Here is a 14,501-nt window from a genome sequence, read left to right as displayed (position 1 = left end):
ATGACGACGAGCCCAACCCCGCCCGCGGGTCCGCCGGGGCCGCCGCCGGGGACGCGCACGAAGATCCTCCTGGTCGACGACCACGACCTGATCCGCAAGGGTCTGCGCCACGCTTTCGAGCGGGACAAGGACTTCGAGGTGGTCGGCGAGGCCGCCACCGCGGCCGAGGGCGTCCGGCAGGCCGGCGCCCTGCAGCCCGATGTGGTGATCATGGATCTGCGCCTGCCCGACGGCAGCGGCCTGGAGGCGACCCGGCAGCTCCGCAAGAACAGCGCGACCATGGGCATCGTGGTGCTGACCATGTACGCCGGCGACGACCAGCTCTTCGGCGCGCTGGAGGCAGGGGCGAGCGCCTTCGTGCCGAAGACCGCCCCGGCCGACGAGGTCGTGGCCGCGGCCCGGCACGCGGCGTCGGCGCCGAGCGCGTTCACCGCCGCCGACCTGGCGGACGCGATGAAGCGGCGGCTGGCCCCGGCCGGCCCGCAGCTCTCCCCGCGCGAGGGCCAGGTGCTCCGGCTGCTGGCCGACGGCATGAGCGTGGCCGGCATCGCCAAGCAGCTCTTCGTCAGTGAGTCGACGGCGAAGACGCACATCTCGAAGCTGTACGAGAAGCTGGGCGCCGCCAACCGGGCCCAGGCCCTGATGACCGCCCTGAAGCTGGGGCTGCTGGAAGCGCCCGACGCGCCGAAGTTCTGACGCGTCGCGGCCCCGCCGCCGGTCCGCGGCCCGGACCCGGCGGCGGGGCCCGGATCCGCCGCGGCTCAGGTCGCCGGGGTGCGCGCCAGTAGCGTGCGCAGGCGGGCGGCCTGGGCGTCCCACGTCCAGTCCCGGGTGACCCAGTCGCGGCCCGCCGCGCCGAGCTTGCCCGCCAGCGGCGGGTCGGCCAGCAGCGCGCCGACCCGGTCGGCCAGCGCGGGCACGTCCCGGCCGTTCACCACGTGCCCGGTCTCCCCCTCCCGGACGGCGTCCGGGGCGCCGCCGGAGTCGCCGGCCACCACGGGCAGGCCGACCGCGGACGCCTCCAGGTAGACAATCCCCAGCCCCTCCACGTCCAGGCCGCGGCGGCGGGTGCGGCAGGGCATCGCGTATACGTCGCCGGCCCGGTAGTGCGCCGGCAGCTCGACCCACGGCACCGCCCCGGTGAACACCACGTCGGCGGCCACCCCGGCCTCGCGGGCCAGCCGCGCCAGTGCCGGCCGGTACGGGCCGCCGCCGACCAGCAGCAGCGCCGCACCCGGCACCCGGCGGCGGATGGCCGGCAGCGCGCGGATCAGCGCGTCCTGCCCCTTGCGCGGGACCAGCCGGGACACGCACACCACGACGGGCCGGTCGGCCAGCCCGTGCCGGCGGCGCACCGCCTCCCCGTCCACGCCGGGGTGGAACACGTCCACGTCCACGCCGGGGGCGAGCCGGCGCAGGGCGGTCAGGTCGCCGATGGCCGGGGTGAGCCGGCGGCGGGTGTACTCGCCGAGGTACGTCACGACGTCCGCGCCGCGGGCGATCCGGCGCAGCAGCGCCCGGGCGCCCGGCAGCGCCGCCCAGCCGACCTCGTGGCCGTGGGTGAGCGCAACGGCCCGCGCGACGCCGGCGCGCCGGCGCAGGCCGTGCGCGAGCAGGCCGAGCGGCGCGGCCGCGCCGAACCAGACCGCGGTGCAGCCGCGGGCCCGGGCCAGCGCCGCCGCCCGCCGGGCCACCGCCGGGGTGGGCAGCAGCATCCCGGTGCGCTCGCGGACCACGTCGAACGGCTGGGCGGCGTCGAACGCCGCGGCGCCCGGCGAGGTCGACGCGTACACGACCACGTCGCCGGGCGGCTGCCGCAGCGCGAGCTGGTGCACGAACGCCTGGATGCCGCCGGGCCGCGGCGGGAAGTCGTTGGTGACCAGCAGCGTCCTCACCGCTGCCCCCGGGCGTACGCGCGGGCGGCGGCGATCCGCTCGACCGTCGTCGGGTGGCTGCCGAACAGGGCGTGCTCCCAGTACGGCGGGTCGGGGTCGGACAGGTTCACCCCGGCCAGCCGGCGCTGCATCGCCTCGTACGCCGCCGGGTCGCCGGTCAGCGCCAGCGCGTGCGCGTCGGCCCGGGCCTCGATCCGCCGGGACGCGTACGCCTGCACCGGCCCGAGCAGCAGCCCCGCGACGGCGGTCAGGGCGAGCAGCAGGCCGACCGCGCGCGGGTCGCCGAGCCCGTCCACGCCCGCCGCGCGCAGCAGCCCGGTCCAGCTCCCGAGCAGGTACAGCAGCACCACGCCCGCGGCGGCCGCCAGCGCGCCGGTGACGGTCGCGGACAGCACGTCCCGGTCCTCGGCGTGGCCCAGCTCGTGCGCGGCGACCGCGACGATCTCGGCCGGCGGGGCCTCGCGCAGCAGGGTGTCGTAGACGACGATCCGGCGGGTCGGGCCGAGCCCGGAGACGTACGCGTTGACCGCCCGGGTGCGCCGGGACGCGTCGGCGACCAGCACCTCCCGGACCGGGACGCCGTCCCGCTCGGCGAGCGCCATCAGCTCGGTGCGCAGCGGCGAGGCCGGCATCGGGGTGAACCGGTTGAAGACCGGCTCGACGAGCACCGGCAGCACGAACGAGAAGACCACCACCAGCGCGGCCGCGCCGCCGGCGCCGAACGCCCACCACCAGCGCGGGGCGAGCCGGAGCAGGCCGAACCAGCCGAACAGCACCACCAGGCCGAGGACGGCGGCGACGCCGTACCCCTTGAGCACGTCGACGAGCCAGCTCCCCCAGTCCTGGGTGGAGATGCCGTACCGGACCAGGATCGACTGCCGCCACGCCGCCAGCGGCAGGGTGACCACGTCGGCGACCAGCAGGACGCCGAGCCCGCCGCACAGCACCCGGGCCCACCAGGCGCCGCCGAACGGGCGGGCCAGCAGCTCGACCAGGTGCGCGCCGAGCGGGGTGAGGCCGAGGACCAGCGCGACGGCGAGGCCCAGGCCCATCGTCAGGTACCGGCCGGGCCGCAGCGCCGCGGCGAACGCCCGCCCGCGGTCGACCTGGTCGGCCGGCAGGTCGCGCAGCGCGGCGAGCTGGTCGGCCCGCGGGGCGGGCACGCGGTGCCACGGGGTGAGCAGGGCCACGGCGAGGGCCAGCCCGACCACCAGTGCGATCAGGGTGAGCACCGCCCATGTGCGCGACGTCATTCCACCTCCCGGGTACCGCGGCACCGCCGGCGCGGGACCGCCCCCGACCGTACCGTCAGCTCCGCCCGAGCAGGCGCAGCAGCGCGTCGGCGGCGGCCGGGTACGCGCCGTGCCGGCGGATCCCGTCGGCGACCTCCCGGTCGGACGAGACCACCACCACGGGCCGCCCGGCCGGCTCGGCGCGGACCAGCCGGCGGATCAGCTCGTCGGCGGTCTCCCCCTTACGGGAGAACAGCACCCGCACCCCGCGCGGCGGGGTGGCCAGGCCGGGCACCCGGTCGGCGCCGTCGAAGACCAGCGTGACCTCGGCCCGGGTGCGGGCGGCCAGGCCGGTCAGGCCGGTGATCAGCCGCTGCCGCTGCCGCTCCAGGGACAGCTCGCCGTACCCGCGCTTGGTCACGTTGTAGCCGTCCACCACCAGGTGCACCCGGGGCAGCGCGAGCAGTTCGTCGAGGCGGCCGGGGTCGTCGGCGTCGCGGGCCTTGGCCCGCTCCCCCGCGGCGCCGGGCCGGTCGGCGTGCGCCTCGGCGACGGCGTCGGCGGGGAGCTGGCCGGGCGGTTCGAGGCCCAGCTCGCGGCGCAGGCCGACGGCGGTCTGGCCGAGGGTCTCCAGCAGCAGCCACAGCCGGGCCTCGTTCGCCGTCCGGGCGTCCCGGGCGGCCTGCCGGGCGGTACCGGCGGCGGACTGCGCCTCGGCCAGCTTCCCGCGCAGCCGGCGCAGCTCCGCCTCGTGGTCGGCGGCGGACCGGGCGTGCCGGCCCCGCTCGGTGGCGAGCAGCCCGTCCGCGCGCTGCCGCTCCTGCTCGGCCTCGCGCAGCGCCCGGCCGGCCCGCCGGTGCTCCTCGCGCAGCCCGTTCAGCTCGTCGCGCAGCCGGGCCAGCTCGTCGCGCAGCTTGTCCGCCTCGACCCGGGCCACCGCCCGCTCGTGCTGGGCCCGGGCGGTCTCCTGCCGGGCCTCGCGGACCGCGGCGGCCACCTCGGCGCTGCGCGCCTCGGCGTCGACCGCGACGCCGGCCGCCGCGACCATGCCCCGCCAGCCGGCGGGCCGCAGCAGGTACGCCAGCGCGGCCACCTCGACCGGGTCGGCCGCGCCGGGCGCGGCGCCGCCGGCGACCGCGGCGGCCAGCTCGCCGCCGGCCTCCCGGACGGGCTCGGCGACCGCGGTCCGGAACGCGGCGTCGCCGGCGAGCTGCGTGGCGATGGCGGCGCCGCCGAGCTTGGCCCGGCGGGCGGCGGCGAACTGCGCGACCCGGCGCAGCGGCGCGGGCAGGTCGCCGGCCGGCAGGTGCGGCAGGACGGCCGCGACCAGGGCGACCGTGCGCTGCCGCACGGGTTCGGGCAGCACCGGCTCCGCCGCGGCCGGCGCCGGCCGGTCCGCGGTCCCGTCGGGCTGCGGCGACACCATCCGTCCAGTCTGTCACCGTCGCGGGCGTTGCCGCGCGGCGGATCGGGCGCTGAGATCGAATCGCCGCGGCGCGCACCGGCGGCTGTCGATGTCGTACCGTGCCCGTACCGTCCGGGCATGCCGGATAACGCGCACGTCCCGGGCCCATATCCGCCATCCTCGACCGACCCGCCGCGGCCCGATCCGCTCCCCGGCGGGCAGCCGCGGTACCAGCAGCCGCGGTACGAGCAGCCGACGCTGGGCGGCCCGCTCGCCGACGGCGACGCCGACCCGCGCACCCTGCCGCTGCGCGACGCCACCTTCGTCGTCCTCGACCTGGAGACCACCGGCGGCACCGCGGCCGACGGCGGCGTCACCGAGATCGGCGCGGTCAAGATCCGCGGCGGGCAGCGGCTGGGCACGTTCGCCACGCTGGTCGACCCCGGGCTGCCGATCCCACCGCTGGTGACCGTGCTGACCGGGATCACCACCGCGATGGTGTCCGCCGCGCCGCGGCTGCCGGCCGTGCTGCCCGGCCTGCTGGAGTTCCTGCGCGGCGCGGTCGTGGTCGCGCACAACGCGCCGTACGACCTGGGCTATCTGCGGGCGGCCTGCACCCGGCACGGGTACGCCTGGCCGTCCCCGCCGGTGCTCGACACGCTGCCGCTGTCGCGCCGGGTGTTCACCCGCGACGAGGTGCCCGACCGCAAGCTCGGCACGCTGGCCCGGTACCTGCGGCTGCCGCACCAGCCCACGCACAGGGCGCTGGCCGACGCGGAGGCCACCGTGGACCTGCTGCACGCGCTGTGCGAGCGGCTGGGCGGGTTCGGCGTCGACACCGTCGGCGGGGCGATCGCGTTCGGGCGCGCCGTGTCGCCGGTCCGGCAGCGGCAGCGGCACCTCGCCGACGGCCTGCCCCGCGCCCCCGGCGTGTACCTGTTCCGGGCCGCCGACGACCGCCCGCTGTACGTCGGCACGTCCCGGGACATCGCCGGCCGGGTGCGCACGTACTTCACCGCCGCCGAGCGGCGGCCGCGGGTCGACGAGATGCTCGCCGCCGCCGTCCGGGTCGAGGCGGTGGTGTGCGCGCACGCGCTGGAGGCCGAGGTGCGCGAGCTGCGGCTGATCGCCGCGCACGCGCCGCCGTACAACCGGCGGTCCAAGCACCCGCAGCGGACGGTGTGGCTGCGGGTGACCGACGAGCCGTACCCGCGGCTGTCCGTGGTCCGGCAGCGCCGCGGCACGCCCGATAGCTGCCTCGGCCCGTTCCCGTCGACCCGGGCCGCCGAGCGGGTGGCCGAGGCGGTCCGCGAGGCGCTGCCGCTGCGGCCGTGCGCGCAGCGGCTGTCGGCGCGCACCCCGAGCGCGGCGTGCGCGCTGGCCGAGCTGGGCCGCTGCCCGGCGCCGTGCCTGCACCGGGTCACCCCCGAGCAGTACGCCGCCGCGGCGGTGGCGCCGCTGCGCGAGGCGACCGTCGGCGACCCCGGCCCGCTGGTCGAGGTGCTGCTGGCCCGGATTGCGACGCTGTCGGCCGCCCAGCGGTACGAGGAGGCCGCGGCCGTCCGCGGGCGGCTGTCGGCGCTGCTGCGCGCCACCACCCGGCTGCAGCGGCTCGCCGCGGTCACCGGCATCGCCGAGCTGGTCGCCGCGCACCCGGCGGCCGGCGGCGGCTGGGAGCTGGCCGTGGTCCGGTACGGGCGGCTGGCCGCCGCCGGCGGGTCGCCGCCGCGGGTCCATCCACAGCCGACGATCGACCTGCTGCTGGCCACCGCCGAGACGGTCGAGCCGGGCGACGGCCCGGTGCCGGCGGCGACCGCGGAGGAGACCGAACGGATCCTGCACTGGCTGGAACGGCCGCGCACCCGACTCGTTCGGGTGTCCACCCCTTGGGCGCTGCCCGCGCGTGGCGCCGCCCGGTTCGCCGCGCTGCTGGCGCAGGCTGAGGTGGCCAGCCGGTCCGCCGACGCGAGCTGAATGCGCTGCTCACCCCGGTTCGGAGTCCGCCGAGCAGCGATCCGGCCCGAGCCGATCACGCACGAGCTTGTGGCCGTTTGGCTAACGGTCTGCTGATTACCCTGATACCACGGTGTTCTTCTGACAGACTTGTCCGAATTACTGTGTTGTCCGTGCCACTGTGCGCGGACACCCGGCGCGCCCGGGCCACCCCCGGGCGGGTAAAGCCGGCGGCGAGAGAGGTGACGCCGATGGACCTCGATGCCGGGAGCGGAACTCCGCTCGGCCGGATGCCCCACCCGGGCGCCCTCGTGCCGGGGGTCGGGCGCCGGCTGCGCTCGCTGCTCGCCCACGCCCGCCCGCGCCGACCGGTCGACCCGGTCGGCGCGCTGCTACGGGCGCACCGGGCGATCCACCCGTACATGGACGCGAGCGTGCTGCGCCGCGGGTACGTGATCGCCGAGAGCGCGCACCGCGGGCAGTTCCGCAAGAGCGGCGAGCCGTTCATCACCCACCCGCTCGCGGTCGCCCAGATCCTCGCCGAGCTGGGCATGGACACGACCACGCTGGTCGCCGCGCTGCTGCACGACACGGTCGAGGACACCGACTACACGCTGCACGCGCTGCGCGACGACTTCGGCCAGGAGATCGCGCACCTGGTCGACGGCGTGACGAAGTTCGACAAGGTCTTCTACGGCAAGGCGGCCAAGGGCGAGACCGTCCGGAAGCTGATCATCGCGGCGGGCCGGGACGTCCGGGTGCTGATCATCAAGCTGGCCGACCGGCTGCACAACATGCGCACGCTCGGCGTCCGCTCCCCCGCCTCCCGGGCCCGGATCGCCCGGGACACCCAGGACGTGCTGGTGCCGCTGTGCGAGCGGCTCGGCATCCAGGCGCTCAAGCGGGACCTGGAGGACGCGGTCCTCCAGCACCTCGACCCGGAGGCGTACGGGCTGATCGGCGAGTACGCCACCGCCCGGCAGGACGGCTCGGCGATGCTGGAGACGGTCATCGCCAGCACCCGGCGCACGCTGCGCCGGCAGCGGCTCGCCGCGGACGTGCGGCCGCGGCCGCGGCACCTGTACTCGATCTGGCAGGACACCCGCAAGGAGGGCCACCGGGAGCCGCACGTGCTGCCCCGGGTGGCGGTCGTGGTGGACGGCGACGACGCCGACTGTTACGCCGCCCTGGGCGCGGTGCACGGGATGTGGCGGCCGGTGGCGGGCCGGTTCAAGGACTTCATCGCCGCGCCGAAGCACAACCTGTACCGCTCGCTGCACACCACCGTGATCGGCCCGGACAACCACGTGGTGGAGATCCTCATCCGGACCACCGCGATGCACCGCACGGCCGAGTACGGCATCGCCGCCGGCTTCCGGTACCCCAACCCGGCCGACCACGACGCCGGCGCCGAGGAGGCGCTGGCCTGGCTGCGCCGGGTGCTGGACTGGCAGCAGGAGACCGCCGACACCGGCCAGTTCCTCGACTCGCTGCGCTGCGACCTCGCCGAGGCGCAGGTGAAGGTGTTCGCGCACGGCGCGACGCTGCACCTGCCGGAGGGCGCCACGCCGGTCGACGTCGCGTACGAGCTGAGCCCCGAGACCGGCGAGTCGTGCCTGGCCGCCCGGGTCAACGGCCGGCTGGCGCCGCTGTCCTCGCCGCTGGCCGACGGCGACCTGGTGGAGATCTTCACCGAGATGGACGCCCCGCAGGGGCGGCCGGTGCCGCGCGGGCCGCGGCGGGAGTGGCTGAGCTTCACCCGGTCCGGGGCGGCGCAGCGGCAGATCCAGCGCTGGTTCACCGACGACGACGCGGCGGTGGCGATCGCCGACAAGGTCCGGCTGGGGCGCGGCGAGCTGTTCCGCGAGCTGCGCCGCCGGGACCGCGGCCTGGTCGACGACGACCCGCTGCGCCAGCTCGCCGGGCAGCTCGGCTACCCCGACCACGAGACGCTGCTGGTGGCGATCGTGGACGAGCAGCGGTCCGCGGCGGACGTCGCCGACCGGCTGATCACGATGGTCGACCAGGGACCGCCCGCCGCCTGAGCGGGCCCGCCGCGAATCCGGCCGGGCGCCGCACCCCCGGTGCTATCTTCGGTGCACCCGAACACAAGACTTCCTCGCATCGGGGTGCCGGATGGTCGAGCAGCAGCCGCCGCGCGTACGCCCCGGCCGACCGCGGACCCTCGACCCGCAGCGCGGCCGCCGGGAGCGGCTGCGCCGCGCCGTCCTCGCCAGCCGGGCCCGGGTCGAGGTACGGCTGCGGGTCGGCCCGCCGACCCCCGGCGGCCCCGGCGAGCCCGGCCCCGGCCCGGCCGACGCCGAGCGGCTCAGCGCCGCGCTGGCCCAGCTCAGCCGGGCCGAGGACAGCCGCTCGCTGGAGATCGGCTGGGCCCTGCTCAACGCCGCCGACGACCTGGTCACCTCCACGTACACCGACGACGAGGTCAACGCCGCCATCGTCGTGCTGCGTCAGCAGATCGACCACGGCGAGATCAGCGGCTGGCGGCAGAAGGCGATCGCCGACCTGCTCGACCACGTCACCCCGCCGGGCGCGGTCCCGCCGCCGGGCGACCCGGTGCCGGGGTACGGCATGCCGACCCGGGCCAGCGACCGCGTCCTGCTGCTCCAGGCGCTGCGCCTGCGCAACAACCACTACGACCTCGGCCACCACACGCTGCGGGTCAGCGCCACCCGCCGGGTCTGGCTGCTGATCATCGGAATCGTGCTGCTCGGCGTCGGCGCGGCGGTGGCCTGGGGCGACGTCCGCCAGCCCGGCGACATCCTGGTGTCCGGGCGGGTCATCGGCGGCGTGCTGGTGGCCGGGATGCTCGGGGCGGTGACCAGCGCCATCCAGCGCCTCGCCGTCGACCCGCAGACGTCGGTGGTGCTGCAACTGGGGTCGTTCACGGCGACGGTGACCCGGCTGTTCGTGGGGGCGGTGGCGGCGCTGACGGTGTACCTGGCCCACCGCGGCGGCATCCTCTCCTTCCCGGGCACCCACGCCCTCCCGCTGCTGATCCTGGCCTCCTTCGGCGCCGGCTTCGCCGAACGCCTGGTGGTCTTCCACGGCAAGTCCGCCTGACCCGTGTGGAGGTGTACCGGCTCTTGTTGATCATGGTTTGGTGGGTGGGTGTCCACTCCGGACCTCGATCGGCGGGTGATCGGGGTCGGTGGCGTCGGCCGGGCGTGGGTGGGGTGGCATAGCCTGGCGGCGTGTCCGATGCCTCCCCGTCGCCCCGGTCCGGCCTGCGGCGCGCGCTGCGCGGTGCGCTGTACGGCGTCTTCTACCGGCTGCCCGTCCCGCTGCGCAACCGGCTGGTCCGGCTGCGGGTGCGCACGTACGTCGTCGGCGCGGTGGTGCTGCTGCGCGACGCCGACGACCCGCACCGGCTGCTGATGCTGCGCCAGCCGCCCGGCCGGGGCTGGACGCTGCCCGCCGGACTGCTGGAGAAGCGGGAGGAGCCGCGGCTCGGCGCGCTCCGGGAACTGGCCGAGGAGACCGGCATCCACCTGCGGCCGGAGCAGCTCCGGCAGGCGGTACCGAACGCGCTGGTCCACCCGCGCGGCTGGATCGACCTGGTGTTCGAGGCCGAGGTGCGGGCCGCCGGGGTCACGCCGGTGGTGGACGGCGCGGAGGTGTGGGAGGCCGCCTGGCAGCACACCGACCGGCTGCCGCCGCTGACGAAGGCGACGGCCCGCCTCCTCGGCCACTTCGGCCTCGGCCCGGCCGCCCCCGCCGCGGACGAACCGGCCGCGGGCGGGTCGGGGGTCGGCGGGCGCGGGGAGGGCGCGTGATCTGTGCGGTGGTCCTCGCCGCCGGCCTCGGCGTGCGACTGCGGCCGCTGACCGCGACCGTACCCAAAGCGCTCTGCCCGGTCGGCAACGTCCCGCTGCTGGACCGGGCCCTGGACCGGCTCGCCGCGCTCGGCCTCGCCGGCCCGGCCGCGGTGGCGGTGAACGCCTCGTACCTCGCCGACCGGGTCGTCGCGCACGTCGGCGACCGGGCGCGGCTGTCGGTCGAGCCGGACGGGCCGCTGGGCACCGGCGGGGCGCTGGCCCGGCTGCGCGGCTGGGTGGACGGGCGCGGGGTGCTGGTCGGCAACGCCGACGCGTACCTGGCCGCCGCCGCGCCCGCCGGGGCGGACGTCGCGGCCCTGCTCGACGGCTGGGACGGGCGGCGGGTGCGGCTGCTCGTCCGGCCCGCGCCGGCGGGGGGCGCGGGCGAGTTCGGGCCGTGGCGGTTCGCCGGGTTCTCGCTGCTGCCGTGGGACCGGGTCCGGGCGCTGCCCGACACACCGGGCGAGCTGTGGCGGGAGGTGTGGCGGCCGGCGGAGGCCGACGGGGAGCTGGACTGCGTCCCGTACGCCGGGCGGTACCTCGACTGCGGCACCCCGCGCGACTACCTCGCGGCGAACCTCGACGCCGTGGCCCGGGCCGGCGGCAGCATCGTCGCGGCCGGCGCGGCGGTGCCGGGCGCGGTGACCGACAGCGTGGTGGGGGCGGGGGCGACGGTCCGGGGTACGGCGACCCGGGTGGTGGTGTGGCCGGGGGCGGAGGTGGCGGCGGGCGAGCGGCTCGCCGACGCGATCCGGCTGCCGGACGGCGCCACGGTCCCGGCCCCGCCGCTGACCCCCGCGCCGACGCCCTGACACCGCCCACGGCGCACCCCTGACCGTCCGGCCGTCGCCGGGTCGCGGGCGCCGGAGTCAGGGACCGCCGGCGTGCCGCGCGCGGCGCGCCGGCCGGTCAGGGGGTCGCGGGGGCGCCGGCGGGCGCGGCGGTGCGGGCCACGGCCAGCCACCGGTCCAGCGCGGTCGTCGCCGACCCGGAGTCGATCGCCTCCGCCGCGACCGCCAGCGCGTGCGCCAGCGCGGTGCGCAGCCCGGCCGCGGACACGTCCGACAGGCCGTCCCGGGCGACCAGCGCGGCCGCGGCGTTGACCAGGACCGCGTCCCGGACCGGGCCCGCCTCGCCGGCCAGCACCCGGCGCAGCACGTCGGCGTTGAACGCGGCGTCGCCGCCGCGCAGGTCGCCGGCGGCGCTGCGGGCCAGGCCGAGGTCGACGGTGTCCAGCAGCAGCGGGGTGACCGCGCCGCCGGCGGTGGCCCAGACCCGGGTGGGGGCGGCGGTGCTGATCTCGTCCAGGCCGTCCTCGCCGCGGACCACCAGGACCGAGTCGCCGCGGGCGGCGAACACCGCCGCCATCAGCGGCGCCATCCGGGCGTCGAAGCAGCCGATCGCGCCGGACCGCGGGCGGGCCGGGTTGGTGAGCGGGCCGAGGAAGTTGAACGCCGTCGGTACGCCCAGCTCGCGCCGGACCGGCGCGACGTGCCGCATGCCGGGGTGGAACCGGGCGGCCATGCAGAAGCCGATCCCGGCCTCGGCGACGGTGTGCCGGACGGCGTCCGGGCCGAGGTCGAGCGGCAGCCCGAGGTACTCCAGCACGTCGGCGGTGCCGCACAGCGAGGAGGCGGCCCGGTTGCCGTGCTTGACCACGGTGGCGCCGGCGCCGGCGGCGACGATCGCGGCCATCGTGGAGATGTTGACGGTGTGCGCCCGGTCGCCGCCGGTGCCGACGACGTCGACGGCGGCGGCGCGGACGGGCTCGTCCAGCTCGACGGCGACCGCGTGCGCGAGCATGGCGGCGACCAGGCCGCCCAGCTCCTCGGCGGTCTCGCCCTTGGCCCGCAGGGCCATGGCGAACGCGGCGAACCGGGCCGGGCTGGCCGCCCCGGAGACGATCTCGCCCATCGCCCACGCGGTGTCGTCCGCGGACAGCGGCGTGCCGGCGAGCAGCGCGGTGAGCAGCCCGGGCCAGGTGCGCGCGGTCATCGGCGTCAGGCGGGCAGGGCGCCACCGGCGCCCGGTACGGCCGGGTCGGCGCCCGGCCCGGCGTCGGGCAGCGCGGCCGGCTCGCCGCGCAGCAGGGCGGCGACGGTCCGGCCGGTGGTCAGCGGGTCGAGCGGCAGCCGCAGGGTCGCGTCGACCTCGGCGTACGCGGCGAGCCACTTGTCGGCGGCCCGGGCGATGGCGACGACGATCGGCGGGGGCGCCGGGAACTCGTCCCGGACCTGCCGGGCGATGCCCAGGCCGCCGGCGGGGGCGGCCTCGCCGTCGAGCAGCATGAGGTCGACCTCGTAGGTGTCCATCAGGGTGATGCAGTCGACGTACGTGCCGGCCTCGACGAACTCGACCGCCAGGTCCGGCGCGGGCCGGGCGCCGATCGCCAGGCGCATCTGCTCCCGGACCGCGGGGTCGTCGCTGTACAGCAGCACGGTGTTCAGGCGATCAGTCACGGTCGGTGCTCCCCGGTCCGGCTTCGGTGACGGTGCCCGCCGATCGTACCGCCGCCGGCACCGCCCGGCCGGGCACCCCGGTCAGCCGGCCGCGGCGGCGGCCCGGGCCTCGGCCCGGTCCAGCTCCCGGTCGATCCGGCGCTCCTCCCGGCGGGACTGGCGGACCCACTGCGCCACCAGCACGGCGAGCATGGTCACGCTGACCAGCTCGCCGCCGGCCCAGAGGACGCCGCCGGCGATCCGCTGGTCGGTGAACGGGTCGGCCCAGCCGAGCCGCAGGGACGGGTACCAATCGCCGCCGAGCAGCGCCACGCTCTGCATCACGGTGAGCCCGAGCACGGTGTGGAACGGCACGGAAAGGAGCATCAGCAGCGCCCGGGCCGGGTACGGCCAGCGGCCGGGCAGCGGGTCGAGCCCGAGCAGCGGCCAGAAGAACAGGCAGCCGGTGAGGATGAAGTGTGCGTGGGTGAATTCGTGCGCGATCGGGTTCCGCAGGGTGAGCGCGTAGAGGTCGGAGAAGTACAGCGCGAACGGATTCACCACGAACAGGGCGAAAGCGACCAGCGGGAACGTCAGCACCCGGGCGACCCGGCTGTGCAGGACCGCGAGCAGCCGCTTGCGCGGCCGCACGGGCAGGGTCCGCAGCGCGAGCGTCACCGGGGCGCCGAGCGCGAGGAAGATCGGCGCGACCATCGACAGCACCATGTGCTGGATCATGTGCACCGAGAGCAGCGTGGTGTCGTACGCGCCGAGGCCACTGAGCGTGACCGCGGCGATGCCACCGAGGCCCGGCAGGAGGAAGCACAGCGTGCGGCCGGGCGGCCAGCGGTCGCCGCGGGCGCGCAGTCGGTACACGCCGTACAGGTACAGCCCGGCGGCGAGCACGAGGCCCAGCGCGAGCCACCCGTCGGGGCGCGCTCCCGTGACGATCCGGGCGACCGTGAACGGCGGGGGTACCTGCTCCGGGCTCCACACGTCGGGGAGGCTACTCCGGCCGGCCGGATGGCCCACGATCAGGTCTCGATGACGCGCCGGGTTCCGACCCCGGCGACGCGACGGGATGATCGGGGGCAATAATGACCGCGTGACTGCGGCCTCGACCACCATTGATCAGAGCCGGATCCATTCGCTGACCCGCCCGAACATGGTCAGCGTCGGGACCATTGTGTGGCTCTCCAGCGAACTGATGTTCTTCGCAGCGCTGTTCGCGATGTACTTCTTCATCCGCGGCGCTTCGCCCGAATTGTGGGCAGAACGCACGGAAGTCCTGAACATCCCGTATGCGACGACCTTCACCGTCATCCTGGTGGCGTCCAGCGTGACGTGCCAGTTCGGGGTCTTCGCGGCGGAGAAGGGCGACGTGCACGCGCTGCGCCGCTGGTTCACCCTCACCTTCGTGATGGGTCTGATCTTCGTGCTCGGCCAGGCGAACGAGTACCGCCACCTGGTGCACGAGGGCATCAAGATCAACGGGGACGGCTACGGGTCGGTCTTCTACCTGACGACCGGGTTCCACGGTCTGCACGTGTCCGGCGGCCTCGTGGCGTTCATCATTTACATGATCCGGACGACCATGGGCCGGTTCACCCCGGCGCAGGCCACGTCGGCGATCGTCGTGTCCTACTACTGGCACTTCGTCGACGTCGTGTGGATCGCCCTCTACTTCATGATCTATTGGCTGAAGTAGCCGGCGCCCGCCCCACCGGGGCCACCCGCAG

The 14,501-nt window shown here is 76.7% G+C and carries 13 protein-coding genes; 7 read left to right on the top strand and 6 right to left on the bottom strand.

The window, feature by feature from the left end; all coding sequences use genetic code 11:
• Positions 1-696, top strand: a complete 696-nt coding sequence (locus IEY94_RS06650; RefSeq protein ID WP_189113846.1) for a response regulator transcription factor — start codon at positions 1-3, stop codon at positions 694-696.
• A gap of 65 nt (positions 697-761) precedes the next feature.
• On the opposite strand, the gene IEY94_RS23350 is transcribed toward IEY94_RS06650, so the two are convergent.
• The 3 genes from IEY94_RS23350 to IEY94_RS06640 are packed head-to-tail and all read right to left on the bottom strand — an operon-like array spanning position 762 to position 4,553.
• Positions 762-1,895, bottom strand: coding sequence for a glycosyltransferase family 4 protein (locus IEY94_RS23350; protein ID WP_229783379.1), 1,134 nt, complete (start codon positions 1,893-1,895; stop codon positions 762-764).
• Positions 1,892-3,148 (bottom strand): M48 family metallopeptidase, encoded by a 1,257-nt coding sequence (locus IEY94_RS23345; protein WP_229783378.1) that lies wholly within the window; start codon positions 3,146-3,148, stop codon positions 1,892-1,894. The genes IEY94_RS23350 and IEY94_RS23345 overlap by 4 nt, the downstream gene beginning before the upstream one ends.
• A gap of 55 nt (positions 3,149-3,203) precedes the next feature.
• Positions 3,204-4,553, bottom strand: a complete 1,350-nt coding sequence (locus IEY94_RS06640) for an NYN domain-containing protein (protein ID WP_189169147.1) — start codon at positions 4,551-4,553, stop codon at positions 3,204-3,206.
• A 117-nt stretch (positions 4,554-4,670) separates the two neighbouring features.
• On the opposite strand from IEY94_RS06640, the gene IEY94_RS06635 reads away from it, so the two are divergent.
• From IEY94_RS06635 to IEY94_RS06615, 5 genes are all read left to right on the top strand, one after another.
• Positions 4,671-6,506 carry a DEDD exonuclease domain-containing protein gene (locus tag IEY94_RS06635; RefSeq protein ID WP_189169146.1) on the top strand — a complete coding sequence of 612 codons (1,836 nt, stop codon included), beginning with the start codon at positions 4,671-4,673 and terminating at the stop codon, positions 6,504-6,506.
• A gap of 230 nt (positions 6,507-6,736) precedes the next feature.
• Positions 6,737-8,530, top strand: coding sequence for a RelA/SpoT family protein (locus IEY94_RS06630; protein WP_189169145.1), 1,794 nt, complete (start codon positions 6,737-6,739; stop codon positions 8,528-8,530).
• Between the two features lie 91 nt (positions 8,531-8,621).
• The gene (locus tag IEY94_RS06625; protein WP_189169144.1) at positions 8,622-9,569 is read left to right on the top strand and encodes a hypothetical protein; all 948 of its coding nucleotides are present in this window, start codon (positions 8,622-8,624) and stop codon (positions 9,567-9,569) included.
• Between the two features lie 131 nt (positions 9,570-9,700).
• Positions 9,701-10,282 carry an NUDIX hydrolase gene (locus IEY94_RS06620; RefSeq protein WP_373291226.1) on the top strand — a complete coding sequence of 194 codons (582 nt, stop codon included), beginning with the start codon at positions 9,701-9,703 and terminating at the stop codon, positions 10,280-10,282.
• Entirely contained in the window at positions 10,279-11,136 is an 858-nt protein-coding gene (locus IEY94_RS06615; RefSeq protein WP_229783377.1) for a sugar phosphate nucleotidyltransferase, read from the top strand. Before IEY94_RS06620 ends, IEY94_RS06615 begins: the two co-directional genes overlap by 4 nt.
• 97 nt (positions 11,137-11,233) lie before the next feature.
• Here IEY94_RS06615 and trpD read toward each other — a convergent pair whose 3' ends face one another.
• From trpD to IEY94_RS06600, 3 genes are all read right to left on the bottom strand, one after another.
• The gene (trpD, locus tag IEY94_RS06610; protein WP_189169143.1) at positions 11,234-12,319 is read right to left on the bottom strand and encodes an anthranilate phosphoribosyltransferase; all 1,086 of its coding nucleotides are present in this window, start codon (positions 12,317-12,319) and stop codon (positions 11,234-11,236) included.
• A gap of 5 nt (positions 12,320-12,324) precedes the next feature.
• On the bottom strand, positions 12,325-12,783 hold the full coding sequence (locus tag IEY94_RS06605) for a response regulator (RefSeq protein WP_229783376.1): 459 nt from the start codon (positions 12,781-12,783) through the stop codon (positions 12,325-12,327).
• Positions 12,784-12,864: 81 nt separating this feature from the next.
• Positions 12,865-13,758, bottom strand: coding sequence for a cytochrome c oxidase assembly protein (locus IEY94_RS06600; protein WP_373291225.1), 894 nt, complete (start codon positions 13,756-13,758; stop codon positions 12,865-12,867).
• 85 nt (positions 13,759-13,843) lie between these two features.
• Here IEY94_RS06600 and ctaE point away from each other — a divergent pair, with 85 nt between their 5' ends.
• A complete protein-coding gene (gene ctaE / locus IEY94_RS06595; RefSeq protein WP_189169141.1) occupies positions 13,844-14,470 on the top strand; it encodes an aa3-type cytochrome oxidase subunit III in 627 nt (208 codons plus the stop codon).
• Positions 14,471-14,501: the final 31 nt, after the last annotated feature.

The organism is Pilimelia anulata, assembly GCF_014647895.1.
In the GTDB taxonomy this organism is placed as follows: domain Bacteria; phylum Actinomycetota; class Actinomycetes; order Mycobacteriales; family Micromonosporaceae; genus Pilimelia; species Pilimelia anulata.
The sequence above is the reverse complement of the archived record's forward strand: the minus strand, read 5'-3'. Positions and strand labels throughout refer to the sequence as shown.